Annotated in this window: 9 protein-coding genes; 1 reads left to right on the forward strand and 8 read right to left on the reverse strand. The window is 69.2% G+C overall.

Annotated elements, in window-relative coordinates; translation table 11 throughout:
• From J7E87_RS04120 to J7E87_RS04135, 4 genes are all read right to left on the reverse strand, one after another.
• Window positions 1-2,103, reverse strand: a complete 2,103-nt coding sequence (locus tag J7E87_RS04120) for a SpoIIE family protein phosphatase (RefSeq protein ID WP_308312846.1) — start codon at window positions 2,101-2,103, stop codon at window positions 1-3.
• Window positions 2,104-2,514: 411 nt separating this feature from the next.
• A complete protein-coding gene (locus J7E87_RS04125) occupies window positions 2,515-2,988 on the reverse strand; it encodes an ATP-binding protein (protein WP_251016933.1) in 474 nt (157 codons plus the stop codon).
• Window positions 2,985-3,179, reverse strand: coding sequence for a DUF5999 family protein (locus tag J7E87_RS04130; RefSeq protein WP_215089951.1), 195 nt, complete (start codon window positions 3,177-3,179; stop codon window positions 2,985-2,987). The genes J7E87_RS04125 and J7E87_RS04130 overlap by 4 nt, the downstream gene beginning before the upstream one ends.
• Before the next feature lie 130 nt (window positions 3,180-3,309).
• Complete coding sequence (locus J7E87_RS04135; protein ID WP_215089953.1) at window positions 3,310-5,460, reverse strand: NB-ARC domain-containing protein; 2,151 nt, start codon at window positions 5,458-5,460, stop codon at window positions 3,310-3,312.
• A gap of 169 nt (window positions 5,461-5,629) precedes the next feature.
• Between J7E87_RS04135 and J7E87_RS04140 the strand changes: the two genes are divergently transcribed.
• Window positions 5,630-7,933, forward strand: a complete 2,304-nt coding sequence (locus tag J7E87_RS04140; protein ID WP_308312847.1) for a LuxR C-terminal-related transcriptional regulator — start codon at window positions 5,630-5,632, stop codon at window positions 7,931-7,933.
• Window positions 7,934-8,016: 83 nt separating this feature from the next.
• On the opposite strand, the gene J7E87_RS04145 is transcribed toward J7E87_RS04140, so the two are convergent.
• From J7E87_RS04145 to J7E87_RS04160, 4 genes are all read right to left on the reverse strand, one after another.
• Complete coding sequence (locus tag J7E87_RS04145) at window positions 8,017-9,438, reverse strand: cytochrome P450 (RefSeq protein WP_308312848.1); 1,422 nt, start codon at window positions 9,436-9,438, stop codon at window positions 8,017-8,019.
• A gap of 3 nt (window positions 9,439-9,441) precedes the next feature.
• Window positions 9,442-10,560: a terpene synthase family protein gene (locus J7E87_RS04150; protein WP_215089957.1), complete on the reverse strand. Its 1,119-nt coding sequence runs from the start codon at window positions 10,558-10,560 to the stop codon at window positions 9,442-9,444.
• Window positions 10,557-11,630, reverse strand: a complete 1,074-nt coding sequence (locus tag J7E87_RS04155; RefSeq protein WP_215089960.1) for a polyprenyl synthetase family protein — start codon at window positions 11,628-11,630, stop codon at window positions 10,557-10,559. The genes J7E87_RS04150 and J7E87_RS04155 overlap by 4 nt, the downstream gene beginning before the upstream one ends.
• 231 nt (window positions 11,631-11,861) lie before the next feature.
• A complete protein-coding gene (locus tag J7E87_RS04160; protein ID WP_308312849.1) occupies window positions 11,862-14,657 on the reverse strand; it encodes an AAA family ATPase in 2,796 nt (931 codons plus the stop codon).
• Between the last annotated feature and the right edge of the window lie 290 nt (window positions 14,658-14,947).

Consider the following 14,947-nt stretch of genomic DNA (forward strand, 5'->3'; position numbering starts at 1 on the left):
TTACCACCCTCGCACCTTCCGAGCGGGACCGCCCATGTGGTGCCGCTCGGGGAAACTCCTCACCGAGCCCCGCGGACGCAGGGTTCTGGCGAGGAGGACCGCCACGTCGTCCTGGGCAGGGGAGGGGAGCAGCCGGCCGAGGATGTGGTCGCAGATCTTCTCCAACGGGTGATCGAGGTGTCGCAGCGCCCTGGCGAGCTGTTGCAAGCCCTGGTCGATGTCTCTGTCACGAGCCTCGATGAGGCCGTCGGTGTACAGCACCAGCAGACTGCCGGGGGGCAGCTGGACCTGCTCGGTCCCGAAGTCCTGTCCGCCCGCTCCCAAGGGCGTACCCGGCGGGCCGTCGAGGAACGCGATCGTCCCCTGGGCATCGACAACGGCCGGAGGTGGATGGCCGGCCCTGGCGATCACGCAGCCGCCGGCAGCCGCGTCGTGGACTGCGTAGACGCACGTCGCCATTTCGTTCTCCCCCAGGTCCGCCACGGTGGCGTCCAGGGAGGAGAGGATCTGGGCCGGGGGGACGTCGTGGCGTGCCAGCGTTCGCACCGCTGTGCGCAGCTGTCCCATGACGGCCGCCGCGTGGATTCCGTGCCCCATGACGTCCCCGATGACCAGCCCGGTCCTGTTGTGCGGCAGGGTGATGACGTCGAACCAGTCGCCGCCGACCTCGTGCTCGCTGGCGGGGAGGTAGCGCCCGGTGAGTTCCAGGCCGGTCACTTCCGGCAGCGAGGTGTTCGTCAGGCTTCGCTGCAGAGTGAGGGCAGCCTTTCGCTGGCTGGTGTACAGACGGGCGTTGTCGATGTTCAGCGCGGCACGGGCGACCAGCTCGTCGATGAGCACGCAGTCCTGCTCGTTGAACGGTTCGCGGCCGCGGGTACGTGTCACCACCACGGCGCCGAGCACCTTGCCGCGGGCGACCAGCGGGATCAGTCGCGCGGAGCCGACATGGGCGAAGAGGTACTGGCGCAGTCGCTCGGCGCGGGGATCACTGATCAGCGCCGGGATGTCGGACAGATAGAGGTTCATGGCGTGCCCATCGGCGATGACCTGCTCGTACACCGAGCCGGGCGGGATCTGGTAGGTCATGCCTACCGCCAGTTTCTCCGCGGGGGCCAACGGATCGGTGAAGACGGCCGCCATACGACGCGCCACGCCGTGGGTGGATGCGGCCACCTCGTCCGGGTCGAGCACCTCTTCCAGCAGTTGTACGTCCGCCGAGTCGGCCAGCTGGGGCACCAGCACCTCGACCACCTCTTCGGCGGTCTGCCGCAGGTCCAACGTGGTCCCTATCCGCGTGCCGGCCTCGGCCAGCAGGCCGAAGCGATGCTGTGCCCGCTCGGCATCGAGGTGGGCCTGCTGCCCGTCGGTGATGTCGATCAGAGAAGCGATCACTCCCAGCGGCCGGCCGGCGCTGTCGAGCAGCGGAGCATAGGAGCAGGACCAGGTCCTGTCGTGATCGGGATCGGCCGGAGTGCGACCGGTGCGGCGCACGTCGACCACCGCCCTGCCGCGGTCCAGCACCTGCCGCATCACTCTCTCCAGCGCCGGGGCGTTGACCCCTGGCGCCACCTCGGCCGGCCGTTTGCCGAGGTGCTCGGCGGCGGAGACGCCGTTCATCCGCGCCAGCGCGTCGTTGACCCGCAGAAAACGCAGATCGGGGCCGAGCATGGCCAGACCGATGGGGGACTGGGTGAACAGACCTTCCATGGCCGCCAGCGAATCCCGCATTCGCAGCACCGCGGAGGTCTCCACGGCAATGGCCAGGATGCCCGTTCCTCCCCGCGGGTCCGCGGAGGGGCAGATCCACATCTCCATCGGCACGAGGTGCCCGTCGCGATGTCGCACCGGCAGGTTTCCGACAACCGCCTCACCCGCCAGGACCTTCTGCGTCAGCTGATCAGCGAGCTCCCAGTTGGACTCGGGGACCAGTATCGGGATCGCGTTCCGGCCGAGCAGCTGCTCCGGCCCGTAGCCGAGCAGGTCACGGGCGGCGAGCGACCACTCCACGATGCGCCCGTCGGAATCGGCCCTCCACAGCGCGATCGGAAGCAGGTCGCGGAGCACACTCGCGTAGCCGACCGCGGACAGGGGGTGATCCGGCACAGCACTCGTCGGTTTGTGGGTGTCCAACGCAACGACCTCACCCCGGGGGAGTGGGGGGCCTGTGCTTGCCGACCACTCCCTGGCGATCTTCCGGCCGGGCGCTGCCGACGCCTTGTCGATGCAGCGTCTTCGGGTACAGCGGCTTTTTCGGATACAGCGACTTCTGGCACAGCTTTTTCGGGCGCAATTGCTAACACATCAGCCTATCCGAGGCCCTGGCAGGGGCGAGTGGAGCGTGCTCTGCGGTTTGTGGGAGCTGTTCAAGGCGTGCAGAGCGATAGGGAGGCCCAGAGGCGGGAGGCAGCGGTGGAACTCAGCTCCCCGACCCCTGGGCCATTTCGATGGCTGTCATGTTGTTCGCGTGTTTCTGTCTCTCCGATAGTTCCTCCCTCCCTCGTCGGGCGCAGGCCTCTACGCGGGGCCGGCGCACGCTCTCAGCTCGAACCACACCACTTTCCCGGCGTGCGTGTGGTCGCTGCCCCAGCAGCGGGTCAGCAGGTTCAGCATGTGCAGCCCCCGCCCCTCCTCGTCGTGTTCGTCGGCGTGGCGCCCCAGTGGTTCGGCCGGGTTCGCGTCCTCGATCTCGCAACGCAGCCCGCCGTGCCGGGAGGACAGGCAAAAGGTGAGCCGGATCGGCCCCCACGCGTGGCGCAGAGCGTTGGTGACCACCTCGCTGACGAGCAGCTCCGTGTCCTCGATCTGCTCCTCTAGAGCCCAGTCGGTCAGCTGCTGACGCGCGAGTCGCCGTGCCTCGGGTACCGAGGACGGGTCGGGCGGCAGGAGCCAGGACCGCTTATGGGGGGCCTCGTGCGGGGCGGCGCCGAGCCCGGCCTGCAACGGCAGACCAGCCGTGGTATCCGGCATGGACGCGGTGAACGGTTTCATGCCGCACTGCCCCCCATGCCCTGAAGGGTTGGGGCGGACCTGCCGTCGGGCAGGAGCTCGCCCTTGTCCTCGAACACCGTCACGCCGTTGCACAGGAGGCCCCAGCCCTGTTCGGGGTGGTAGGCCACGAGGCGGGCGGCGACACGGTCGGGCGCGCTCGAGGAGGGGCAGGATGGCTGGTGCTTGCACATTGGTCGGACCTTCGATTCTCCGCCCGATTCGTTGAGATCTCGTATGGCGCGACCATCATGTGCCGACGGTGGAAGTGACGAGGAGGGGATAAATCCCCGGATCGGTACCTGAAACCCCCGCAAACCACCGTTACTGGGTTGCCGAATCCTGGGGTGGCCTCGGAGCCGGGGCCGAGGAGCCGTACAGGGCCCACTCCGCCGCCCCGTCGAGTCCCATCCGCGCTCCGCGCCGGAGAGCCGCACCGTATCTGCGCTCGCCGAGATCGGTGCGGAGCCGGGTTTCGGTCGTCTCATGTCCCGCGGCCAGGTGGCGGAAGCCCGACTGCGAGATCCCGATGGATCGCCACACGACCTCCGCCGCGCCCAGCAGCCGGGCACCGCGTTCCGCCTCGCCGGCCGAGGCGGCGGTCCAGGCCAGCGCTTCCATGCACAGGGCGATTCCCCACCCGTCCCCTACGACCCGGCGGGCGTTCAGGGCGTCGCGGAGGAGTTCGGCAGCGCGGCTCGGCTCGCCCTGGCGCCAGAGGTGGAGGCCGAGCGCCCACAGGGCGTAGGAGCGGGACCAGGGTGCGTGTGCCTCATTGCAGAGGTCCAGGCACTGCTTCCCGACATCCGCGGCACGGGGGTCGCCGGACATGGCGCAGGCCAAGGTGAGTTGGTACAGGGCGGTCATCAGGCCATTGCGGTCGCCGGCCGCGCGGTGGCCTTCCACGGCTTCCCGCAGAAGGCCGATCGCCTGGCGGAAGTCGCCTTCGTAGAGCGCGTGTCCGCCCAGGAACTGTGTTGCATGGACCAGCGTGGAGGTGTCGCGAAGCCGGAGCGCGAGGGCCCGGCACTCCGCCAGCTGCGGCAGGGCGGAGGCCGTGTCGCCGCGGAGCACCGACAGCCAGCCGTCCACCCACAGGGCCTTGCCGCGGGCGACCGTGTCCTCGGGTGCGAGCGCCAGCGCCCTGCCGAGCCAGTGGCGGCCCTCGCTGAGTCGGCCGCTGCACAGCCAGTGGAACCACAGCGACGCGGCGATCTCCAGCCCCGCCTGTGTCTGGCCGGGCCGGCTGAGGCAGAACTCCAGGGCGGTGCGGATGTTGGCGTGCTCGCTCTGCAGCCGGGTGAGCCAGGTCTCCTGGCGCGGGCTCAGCCACTCCGCCTCCGCCCGGTCCACCAGCTGGTGGTACCAGTCGCGGTGGCGTTGCTGCAGGGCAGGCTTCTCCCCGGCCTCGACAAGGCGCTCCGCGCCGTACTGCCGGACCGTTTCCAGCAGGCGATAGCGCACCTGGGCAGCGTGCTCCTCCCCGATCAGGACCGACTTGTCCACCAGCCCCGCCACCAGGTCGAGGACGTGCTCCTCGGGTATGCCGTCACCTGAGCAGACGGCTTCGACCTCCTCCAGTCCGCAGCTCCCGGCGAAGACCGAAAGGCGCGCCCACAATCGCTGCTCACCGGGGGAGCACAGATCGAAGCTCCAGTCGATCGACGCGCGCAGGGTCTCGTGCCGGGGCAGGTCCGCCGTGATGTGGTCCGCAGACAGATCGAGGCGCTCTTCCAGCCGTCGCAGGAGCTCTTGGGGCGTGAGCGTCCTCAGTCGCGCAGCGGCCAGTTCGATGGCGAGCGGGATGCCGTCCAGGTGCCGGCAGAGCCGGATGACCGTCTCCAGGTTTTCGGGCCCGAGGGTGAAATCGGGCGACGCCTCCTTTGCCCGCCGCTGGAACAGCTTGAGCGCCGCATAGTGGTCGGCCGCCGCGGGGCTGAGCGATTGGCGGGGTCCCGGCACGGCCAGCGCGGGCACGGAGAGGACGGACTCGCCGTACACCCCCAGGGGCTGGCGGCTGGTGGCCAGTACGCACATCTGGGGAGCCGCACGCAGCAGGTGGGCGGTGAGCGCAGCGCAGCTGTCCAGGATGTGCTCGCAGTTGTCCAGGATCACCAGGGAGCGCGCGTCACGCAGATGGTCGCAGAGCATGTCCTCCGGATGCCTGGCCGACTGGTCCCGTAGACCCAGCGCGGTCGCGACGGTCTGCGGGAGCAGCCCTTCGTCCTCCAGCGTGCCGAGTTCGACCAGCCATACGCCGTCCGGGAACGCCCTTCGCACCTCGTCGGCAACTGCTGCAGCCAGCTTGGTCTTGCCCACGCCACCCACACCGGTGAGGGTCACCAGACGAGAATGCCGCAGCATCCGTTTGGCCTCGGCCAGCTGCCGTCGGCGGCCGACCAGGGAGGACTCGTCGCCGACAGGAGTGCCCCGCCGGAGGTGGGAACCAGTGCCAATGGCACCGTGGGCGGACATAACACCATGGTTGCACCCGGAGGAATAGGCTGGATGGCGTCGGCCCGGTCCGCGAGCGGCTGGTGCGCCTCGGATCGGGACCCGATCCGAGGAATCGATGGCTGTCGTGGCACCAAGGGTCTCGACACGTCGGCAGGAGGGCAACCTGCCTGCCGAGGTGACGAGCTTCGTGGGACGTCGGTACGAGGTGGCCGAGGTCCGCCGCAGGCTGTCCGGATCGCGCCTGGTGACGCTCACGGGTGTGGGGGGAGTCGGCAAGACCCGACTGGCGTCGCATGTCGCGGCCGAAGTCCGGTCGGCATTTCTGGACGGCGTGTGGCTCGTCGAACTCGCGGGCCTGGAGAACCCCGAGCTGCTCGCCCAGACCGTCGTCGAAGCGCTCGAGATCCGTGACCATTCGTCCCGGCGGCCATTGGACGTCCTCACCGACCACCTCCGGGACAAGCGCATGCTGGTGATCCTGGACAACTGCGAACACCTGCTGCCGCAGTGCGCGGTGCTGGCCGATTCGCTGCTGCGCTCCACCGCCGACCTGAAGATCCTGGCCACCAGCCGGCAGGTTCTGGGCCTCACATACGAACACACCCTGTCCGTGCCGACGCTGGAGCTGCCGAGCACCGAGAAGCGTCGGCTCTCCGTCAAGTCGCTGGCCCGGTGCGACGCCGTACGGCTGTTCATCGAGAGGGCGAACGGCGTCCTGCCCGGATTTTCCGTCACCGAGGCCAACTGCGAAGCAGTGGAACGGATTTGCCGCCAGCTGGACGGCATCCCCCTGGGCATCGAGCTTGCCGTCGTCCGGCTGCGGGCCCTTTCCGTACAGCAGTTGCTGGAGCGTCTGGACGACCGGTTCCAGCTGCTCACCGCCGGTTCGCGGGTGGTGCTCCCGCGCCACCAGACGCTGCGCGCGCTGATCGACTGGAGTTACGTACTGTGCACCGATCAGGAGCGACTGCTCTGGGCTCGCGCCTCGGTGTTCACCGGCGGCTTCGACCTGGAGGCGGCCGAGGAGGTGTGCTCCGGCGACGGCATCAGCCGCGAAGAGGTTCTCGACGTGGTGACCGGACTGGTCGACAAGTCCGTACTGCTGAGAGAGGAGCCCCATTCGACGGTGCGCTACCGGCTGCTGGACACACTGCGGCAGTACGGCCGGGAGCAGCTCGTAGCGGCTGGGGAGGCGGCGACCTGGCAACGGCGCCACCGCGACTACTACCGGCGGCTGGCGAGCGAGGCGCATGCCGAGTTGTTCGGTCCGTCACAGGTGCCCTGGTTCACGCGGCTCAACCTGGAGCACACCAATCTGCGCACAGCCCTGGAGTTCAGCTTCGACGAACCCGGGGAGGCCGATACCGGCCTGGACATGGCCTCGGACCTGCTCTACCACTGGATCACCAGCTATTACATCGGCGAGGGGCGGCGCTGGCTGGACCAGGGGCTCGCCGTCTGCACCGACCCGAGCCAGGTCCGGGCCCGAGCGCTGTGGACCAACAGCTGGCTGGCCGTCATCCAGTCCGAGACCGGCGCCGCGGCGGCCATGCTCGAGGAGAGCGGGAGGCTCGGGAAACAGCTCGCGGACGAGTCCGTGCTCGCCTACACCGCGCTGTACTCCGGCATGATCGCCATGTACCGGGGGGACGCCGAATCCGCGATCGGGCTCTACGAGGAGGCGGTGGCCAGGCACAGGGCCACCGATGATCCCGTGGGACTGGTGCTGTCACTGATCCGGCTCTCCCTGCTGCACTCGTTCCTCGGTGACTCGCCGCGCGCCATCTCCATCGGGGAGGAGTCCCTGAGCGTGTGCGACGCCTACGGAGAGGGCTGGCACCGGGCCTATACGACGATGGCGCTCGGAGTCGAGGTCTGGCGCCAGGGCGACACCCGTCGCGCCGCCGGGCTCGAGGAGGAGAGCCTGGCCTTCAACCGTTCGCTCGACGATCCGCTGGGGGTCGGCGTCAACCTGGAGGTGCTGGCCTGGATCGCCGCCACGGAGGAGCACTACGAGCGCGCCGCCCGGCTCCTGGGCATCCTGCAGACGATCTGGCAGGCGATCGGCGCACCGCTGTCCGGGTACGGGCACCTCGTCAACTACCACGACGAATGCGAGTCCCGCACGCGCCGGGCCCTCGGTGCGGCGGCCTTCCGCGCCGCCGTCAAGAAAGGCTCCCGGCTCTCCTACGACGAGGCGCTCAGCTACGCGCTCGAGGAGGACCTGACGGCGGGGGAACCGGGTGGCGAGGACGAGCGGCCCTCCCCGCTCACCCCTCGGGAGACCGAGATCGCCCACCTGGTCGCGCAGGGGCTGAGCAACAAGGAGATCGCGGCCACGCTCGTGATCGCCCAGCGCACGGCGGAGGGTCATATCGAGCACATACTGAGCAAACTCGGCTTCACCTCCCGTGCCCAGGTGGCTGTCTGGGTCTTCGAACACGACCGCGCGGCAGACGGGGAGGGGGGCTCCCCGGAGGGCGGGCGGTGATCTGCCGAGTCGGGCTCCGGTATGGGCGTCGCCGCTCGGCAGACCGGCAGCCGGTGTCAGGGGTCCATGACCTGCGGTCGGTGTCAGGGGTTCACGCGCCCCGAGCCCGTCCCGAAGCGGCGTGGTCGGGGGAGCATGTGCAGGGGACCGGTGCCCAGGGCCGCTTCCGGCTTCGGCCGGATCGTCGTCCCGGGCACGGGCCGCAGTTGCCAGCGCGTGCTGATGGCGGCGATGGCCAGGGTCGCCTCGGCCATGCCGAAGGCCTCACCGATGCATTTGCGGCTGCCTGCCCCGAAGGGCACCATCGCGCCGCGCGGCACTGATGCTGCCCGCTCGGGAAGCCAGCGATCGGGGTCGAAGCGACCGGGGTCGGGGAAGAGGCCGGGAGAGCGGCCGAGGAGGTACGGGCTGTACAGGACGGTCGCGCCCGGCTTCAGCTTTTCCCCGGCGAGTTCCGTCTCAACGGTGACCATCCGGCTGAGCAGCCAGGCGGGCGGGTAGAGACGAAGGGTTTCGGTGACGAGGCGTCGGGTGTACTCCAGGGCGGGCAGGTCGGCGAACACAGGCACTCGGCCCTGAAGGACGCGGTCGGTTTCGTCGTGCAACTGCCGCTCGACCTCGGGGTGCCGGCTCAGCAGGTGGAAGGTCCATGCCACGACGCTCGCGGTGGTCTCGGTACCTGCGATCAGCAGGGTCATCACCTGGTCGCGGAGTTCGTCGTCGGTGAAGCGTTCACCGCTCTCCTCGTCCCGGGCACCCACCAGTGTCGACAGCAGGTCCCCGTTGTCCGCACCCGAGCGCCGGCAGCCCTGGACCGTCTCGTCGATGACGGCGCCCAGCCTCTTGCGTGCCTGCTCGAATCGCCTGGTCTCCGGGGTGGGCAGTTTCTCCAGGAGACCGACCGGCGCGGTCATCCGCCGGTAGATGCCCCGCAGGATGATGGGCAGACAGTGCTGTACGTCGGCAACGGCTCCACCACCGGCCGTGGTGGAGAACAAGGTTCGCGTGGTGACCCGGACCGTCAGCGCGTGCAGCGTGGCGCCGAGGTCGATGGCACGGCCTTCCTGCCATGAACAGAGCACGGCGTCTATCTCTTCGCACATCATGGCGGCGTACGACGCCATCCGGCCGGGGTGAAAGGCGGGATACACCAGCCGGCGCTGTAATCGGTGCTCCGCCCAGGCGGAGCTGAACAAGCCGTTGCCCACGAGGGGGCGGACCTTGTCGAACAGCGGGCCGCCCTTGTCGTAGGTGCGCGAGTCCAGCAGGACCTGACGTACGAGCTCGGGATGGCAGGCCATGTAGGCCCGCTTGGGGCCGAGACGGATCTCGACCAGGTCGCCGTGCGTGGGCAGGTCGACCAGGAACTCGAGCGGACGGCGCCGCAGGGGGATCGCATGGCCGAGCACGGGGAGCCGGCCGGGGGCGCGGCCCTTCCTCGACGGCCCGGCAACGCCGGTCGTCGCGTGTCCGGCGCCCGGCCGTATGCGTGCGGTGTCTGCCACTCTTCAGCTCCTTGTCATGGATGGCGTCGGCGCCTGCGGACTGCCGCTCTGTGTATCGGTATCGGTATCGCTATCCGTATTGGATTCGGTACTGGTATCGGTGCTGGGCCGTGCCCGGAATCGGGTGACGGGAGCGGTGAGGCTGATCCAGCCCGAGGTGGAACCGTCCCAGACGTAGCCGTCGCCGAAGTAGCGAGGCGTGAGGTACTCGAACTCCGCACTGCCACCGATCAGATGGTCCAGGCCCTTCAGATACGCACGGATTCCCGGGCGCGTGCCGTGTGGACCGTTCAGCACCTGGTCCCGGGCCGCGATGTAGGCCCTCTCATGGTGGTCGATCAGCTCACAAAGCCGGTCGACGCAACTCTGCAGACCTAGACCCTCGCGCTCGATCAGCACGCGGGCGACCGTCATCTTGTCGTCCTGGGCATGCTCCTTGCGCCACGAGAGCAGGTCGTTGACGATGATCATCTGCCGCATGCAGTGTGTGTGCACGTCCGCGAGTATCCGGTCGCATCCGGTCATGTCGACGTCGGCCGCGTATTCGGTCATCAACCGGATGAAGTCGCAGCCGAAACTGTCCAGACGCACGGTCATACAGGTCTCGTAGTCGGGCACCCGCTCCGTCAGCTTGAAACGGATCTCGGTGACGCACCCGCGCAGAAACGCTTCGAGAGCTCCGGCGAACCGACGTATCTGATCAGGGGAGAGCCCAGGACTGATACGACGCCACAGCTCCTTGCCCGCCACGCCGTAGGCAAAGTCGCCGCTCCCGCCACCGTCACCGTGGAAGTCGCCCATGATGTCGGCGAACACCTCGCGGGCCCTGGCCTCATCGGCCCCCAGCGCCGAGCGGTCCGAGACGAGGCTGTCGATGACAGTGACGTACTGGTACCAGTCGGCGACATCGAGCGCCCGCCGCTCGTCGGTGTACGGCACGGTCAGTGGTCCGTACAGTCCGTTGCGCTGACGCAGGAAGGTCAGCAGGTCTTCCTCGCTCGCGAAACAGTCGGCGAGTCGGCTGCGCACCCAGCCGTTCGACCGGAACTCGATTTGCGCCGCATTGGGGTGGTAGGCCACCGGCAGCAGCCGTGGAAGCTCGGGCAGGAAAAATTCGGTCATGAGGTCCTCACGGAAGCGGCGTGGGCAAGTTGGCGCAGGGCTTCGACGGCCGCCTCCGGGAAGGGGGCGTAGTCGAGGGCATTCATGGCTCGGCGGCAGCGGCGGGCGATCATCCGCTCCACGGCGAGTCGGGCGCCGGTGGCTTCCAGAACGGCCCGTACGGAATCTGCCTGCTCCTCGGTCAGGTCGGGGTGGCCCACCAGAGCGCGCAGAACGCGGAGTTGCGCGGGAGTGGCCCGTACGACGGCGATGGCCATCAGGACGGTGCACTTGCCGTGGCGGAAGTCGTCAGTGCTGGGTTTGCCGGTCGCCTCAGGATCGCCGAATCCGCCCAGGAGGTCGTCGCGGAGTTGGAACGCCTCTCCGATGGGAATCGCGTAGGCGGTGCAGGCTTCCATGACGGCGGTGCCGCAGCCGGCCAGGGCGCCACCGAGATGCAGCGGTCGCTCGACGGTGTACTTGGCGGTCTTGAAGCGGCTCACCGTCAGGGCATGAGCGATATCGCGTGTCGGCCTGCCGGTGGCGAGCAGGTCGAGGTACTGGCCGAACATGACCTCGGCACGCATCGCGTTCACCACGCCGAGGGCCGCACGCATGGGGACGGGCGCGAGGCCCGCCGAGTGGAGCAACTCGTCGGACCAGGTCAGTGCGAGGTCGCCCAACAAAATGGCTGCGTTCGCGCCGAACCGGTCGGCGTCCCCGGGGCCTTGGCGGCTGCGGTGACGGTCGGCCAGGGAAGCGTGGACGCTTCGATGCCCTCGGCGCGTGTCGCTGTCGTCCATGACGTCGTCATGAATGAGGGCGAAGGTGTGGAACAGCTCCAAAGACGCAGCGGCCCGCAGCACCGGCTCCGGGTCTCCCCGGCCGCGCGCGGCGCACCAGCCGCACACACACATCAGCGGTCGTAAACGCTTGCCGCCCACGAAGAGGAATCTTCGTAAGGTGTCGATGAGTTCCATGAGCTGGGGAGGAGCCGAACGGCTCTTCGCCGCCAGAAACTCCGCAAGTACGGAGTCGACCGCGTGCCGGATCTTCACCGTGTCCAGCACGGCATCAGTGAGGGCCATCATGGTACGGCCCCCCGCACCCGCCACAGCAGCGCGCATGGTGGCCCCCCTCCGATGGAGCGAGACGAGGAAGCAAGAGCGAGTCAATCAGAGCGGAGAGCAGGTGCTCCCCGTTCGTTCGCCCTTCATGCTTCACCTCTCCACGCCGGGGGAAACCACCACACTGCCCCTGGCGCACCACGCCCACGACGTGGGTGCACGGCACGGCGTGCACGGGCTACCGTGCGCCGTTGACTACACCAATGGCGCTCCGCTAAGCGGCTCGTGCCGTACCACCTCCAGGCGTCGCGGCCTCAGCCCCGCCGCGACAAGCTCGTCGCGCGCCCGCGCCGCGACACCCCCGGCACCGCACTGACCGGCCAGGTCCACGCCACGGTGCAGGGGTTCGGCCGCCTGCGAGAGGAGGCCGGCACGGCGCAGCGCGGCACCGAGTTCGACCAGAGGGGCGGCGAGTTCGTACGACGAGGGAGCCAATTCCAGTGTGCTGACGGCACGTTGCAGCAGAGCGATCCCCTCGGGCCCGTCCGTAAGCCGGGCGAGCGCACACAGGGTCTTGCCCACTGCCGTTGCCGTACCGAAGCGCTCGGCGCGGCGCAGCGCCTCCCGTGCCAGGTCCAGTGCCCGCCCGGCATCCGTCGTCCGGGTGGCCAGCGCGAGATGGGGCAGCCATGGGCACCAGGCCGGATTGCGCATACCGCGCAGATCGAGGCGACTGCCCACCGCGGTCAGTTCTTCGGCGGCCTCCTTGTCCATGCCTCGCGCCAACAGGAGTTCGCCGTGGACGGTTTCGGCGTCGGGAAGCGTCACGGCCGACGGGAACGGCTTGCCGAACCGTCGTTCCACCGCCAGCTTCTGGGCAGCCGCGGTCTCCCCGCGGGCCATCAGGATTTCGATCAGGCTCGCCATCGCGTACCACTGCGCATGCGTGCCGGCGGGCCCGAGGCGGTCCCCGAGCTGCAGCCCGGCGCGTACGAAGTCCTCGGCGTCGGTGAGCTGGCCCTTCCAGAACCGGATATAGCCGAGCAGGCTGTAGCCGAGCGAGAGGTGCACCCCGCGCCAGCCCTGCTGCTCGTACTCCGCGATGGCCCCCGCGTACAGTTCCTCGGCCCGGTCCGGGCGGTCGCAGTACAGGAAGGTGAGGGCCACCAGCGAGGGGACTTCGAAGCCCCACTGCTCGTCCGTCCAGCTCATCCCGCCGGAACCCAGCGCCCGCTCCGCGAACTCCAGGGCGGTTGCCACCGGTTCGCCGCGCACCATCGCATCCCATGCCCGCAGGCCGTAGAGATACCGCTCGGTCTGGCTGTCACCCGACAGCCGCTGCGTGAGCTGGCTGAGCCGACGCGACAGCACCGGGGCCTCGCGGTCCTCGGAGGTGAACGCCGACAACATGAAATGTTCCATGAGCATGCGCAGACGTACCTGAGAGTCCGTGGCGATACGGACTTCCTCCATCGCCACCTCCGCCGCTTCCGCGAGCCGGTCGCAATGCGACAGCGCACGCCCGAGACGGATCACGATGCTCTGCCGCAGTGCCGAAGGCAGAACGGGCTCCTGCAGCGCGGCCCGCAAATGGTTGACCGTCACCGCCGGATCGTGCAGCAGCGCCGGGGAACCGAGTTCGTGCAGCACGGCGGCCCGCAGTGTCGCGGGCGGAGGCTCGCGCAGCGCGCGGCCAAGGCAGCGCCGGGCAGCGTCGGGAGCGCCGCGGCGCACATACTCCTGGGCCGCTTCGCGCAGTTGCTCCGCCACCCAGGGGTCGCCCTCCGGCTGCGTTTCCAGCAGATGCCGGGCCGCCACGGCCGGACTCTCGCCCGCCTCGACGAGATCCCAGGCGGCCTTGCCGTGCAGTGCCACCCGCACCGCGGGCGGGATGGCCCGGTAGACCGCCGTCGCAATCAGCGGATGGACGAACTCCGGCTTTATGCTGTACGTCAGAATGCGCTCGGCCCGCAGCACATCCGCCGCGTCCGCGGCCTCGGCCGGTCCCAGCGCCGCCAGCGACGCCGCGAGGCTGAAGGTCGCCTCCGAGCCAAGGACGGCCACGGCCCAGGCCAGCCGTACCGCGATGGTGCCCAGCTGCTCCAGCCGGTCCACGAGGCCGCCGCCCTTGGTCTCGGCCGCGAGGTCCCGCAGGGCGCAGGCGTTCTCCTTGCTGGGGGTCAGGTAACGGTCGCGTACCTTCGCCGCCAGCTCGACCGTCTCAAAGGGGTTGCCACCGGTGACCAGCCAGGCCTCGCGACAGAAGTCGTCGTCGATCCCGGTTCCCAGGGTCTCGCGCATCAGATCGGCGACGGCGGCCGGCGTCAATGGCGCCAGGTCCAGCGGACGCACCCGGTTCCGCTCGACCATGTCGCTGAACGCCCGGGCCTCATCCGGCAGTTCCTCCGGGCGGTAGGCGACGACCACGAGTACGGGCAGGTCCTCGACCCGCGCGGCGAAGGAGGTCAGCCAGGCAAGGGACTCCGCGTCCGCCCAGTGCGCGTCGTCCACGACCAGGACCAGGGGGCCTCGCCGGACCGCCACATGAGTGACCACCCAATCCAGACCGTCCCGCACCCCCTGCGGATCCGGCACCGCGCGTTCCGCGGCGGGACTCAGGCCGACACAAGGACCGACGATGCCGTACCAGTCGCCCAGCACCTCACGGCGCTCGCTCTCGGAGTACGAGGCCAGCAGCGGCTGGAGCAACTGCCGGACCACATGGAAGGCCAGACTCTGCTCCTGCTCGCCGCCCTTCGCGACGAGCCCTGTGCAGTCCCGCTCGGCCGCACGGCGACGCGCCTCCTCCAAGAGGGTCGTCTTGCCTGCGCCGGCCGGTCCGGTGAAGGCCAGTAAACCGCCGCGGCGTGCGGAGGGGATCACCGCACCCGTCGTCGAACGGCCGCTCACGGCGTCCAACGCGGCCTTGACGACGACCAGTTCGGCATCTCGCTCGAGGGTTCTGGGAACAATGCGTATGTCCCGCTCGCGCTGTTCCTCGTCCGGTTCCCGGCCTACGGCTCGCTGCGTGTTTGGCCGATCAGCGACCACCCGTTCTCCTCCCGGCACGGTGAGCACGCCCGTCGGCGATCTCACTACCTGACGTAGCGTATCTCCCGAATAACCCTCAGCGAGAGAACGAGGGCGCATATACATCCTGATGAGTGGACGCGCACTAGACTGCCCCCGCTCCTCCGGCGTCGCGTTGACGCCGTTGACGTGGCGGGAGGCGTCTCGGGATCCGAAGACGCCCTCCCGGACCTCGTCCGGGAGGGCGTCCCCTGGGTGGTGCGTGTGGGCGTGCCGTCCGGCACCGCGGTCGCGCAACTCCGCGGGACCCA

This window comes from Streptomyces sp. ISL-1 (assembly GCF_018614585.1).
GTDB lineage: Bacteria > Actinomycetota > Actinomycetes > Streptomycetales > Streptomycetaceae > Streptomyces > Streptomyces maoxianensis.

Bases quoted from the DNA above. Each gene is read 5' to 3' on its own strand.
- J7E87_RS04125 (WP_251016933.1), bottom strand. From the start codon at position 2,988: ATGAAACCGTTCACCGCGTCCATGCCGGATACCACGGCTGGTCTGCCG.
- J7E87_RS04130 (WP_215089951.1), bottom strand. From the start codon at position 3,179: ATGTGCAAGCACCAGCCATCCTGCCCCTCCTCGAGCGCGCCCGACCGT.
- J7E87_RS04135 (WP_215089953.1), bottom strand. From the start codon at position 5,460: ATGTCCGCCCACGGTGCCATTGGCACTGGTTCCCACCTCCGGCGGGGC.
- J7E87_RS04150 (WP_215089957.1), bottom strand. From the start codon at position 10,560: ATGACCGAATTTTTCCTGCCCGAGCTTCCACGGCTGCTGCCGGTGGCC.
- J7E87_RS04155 (WP_215089960.1), bottom strand. From the start codon at position 11,630: ATGATGGCCCTCACTGATGCCGTGCTGGACACGGTGAAGATCCGGCAC.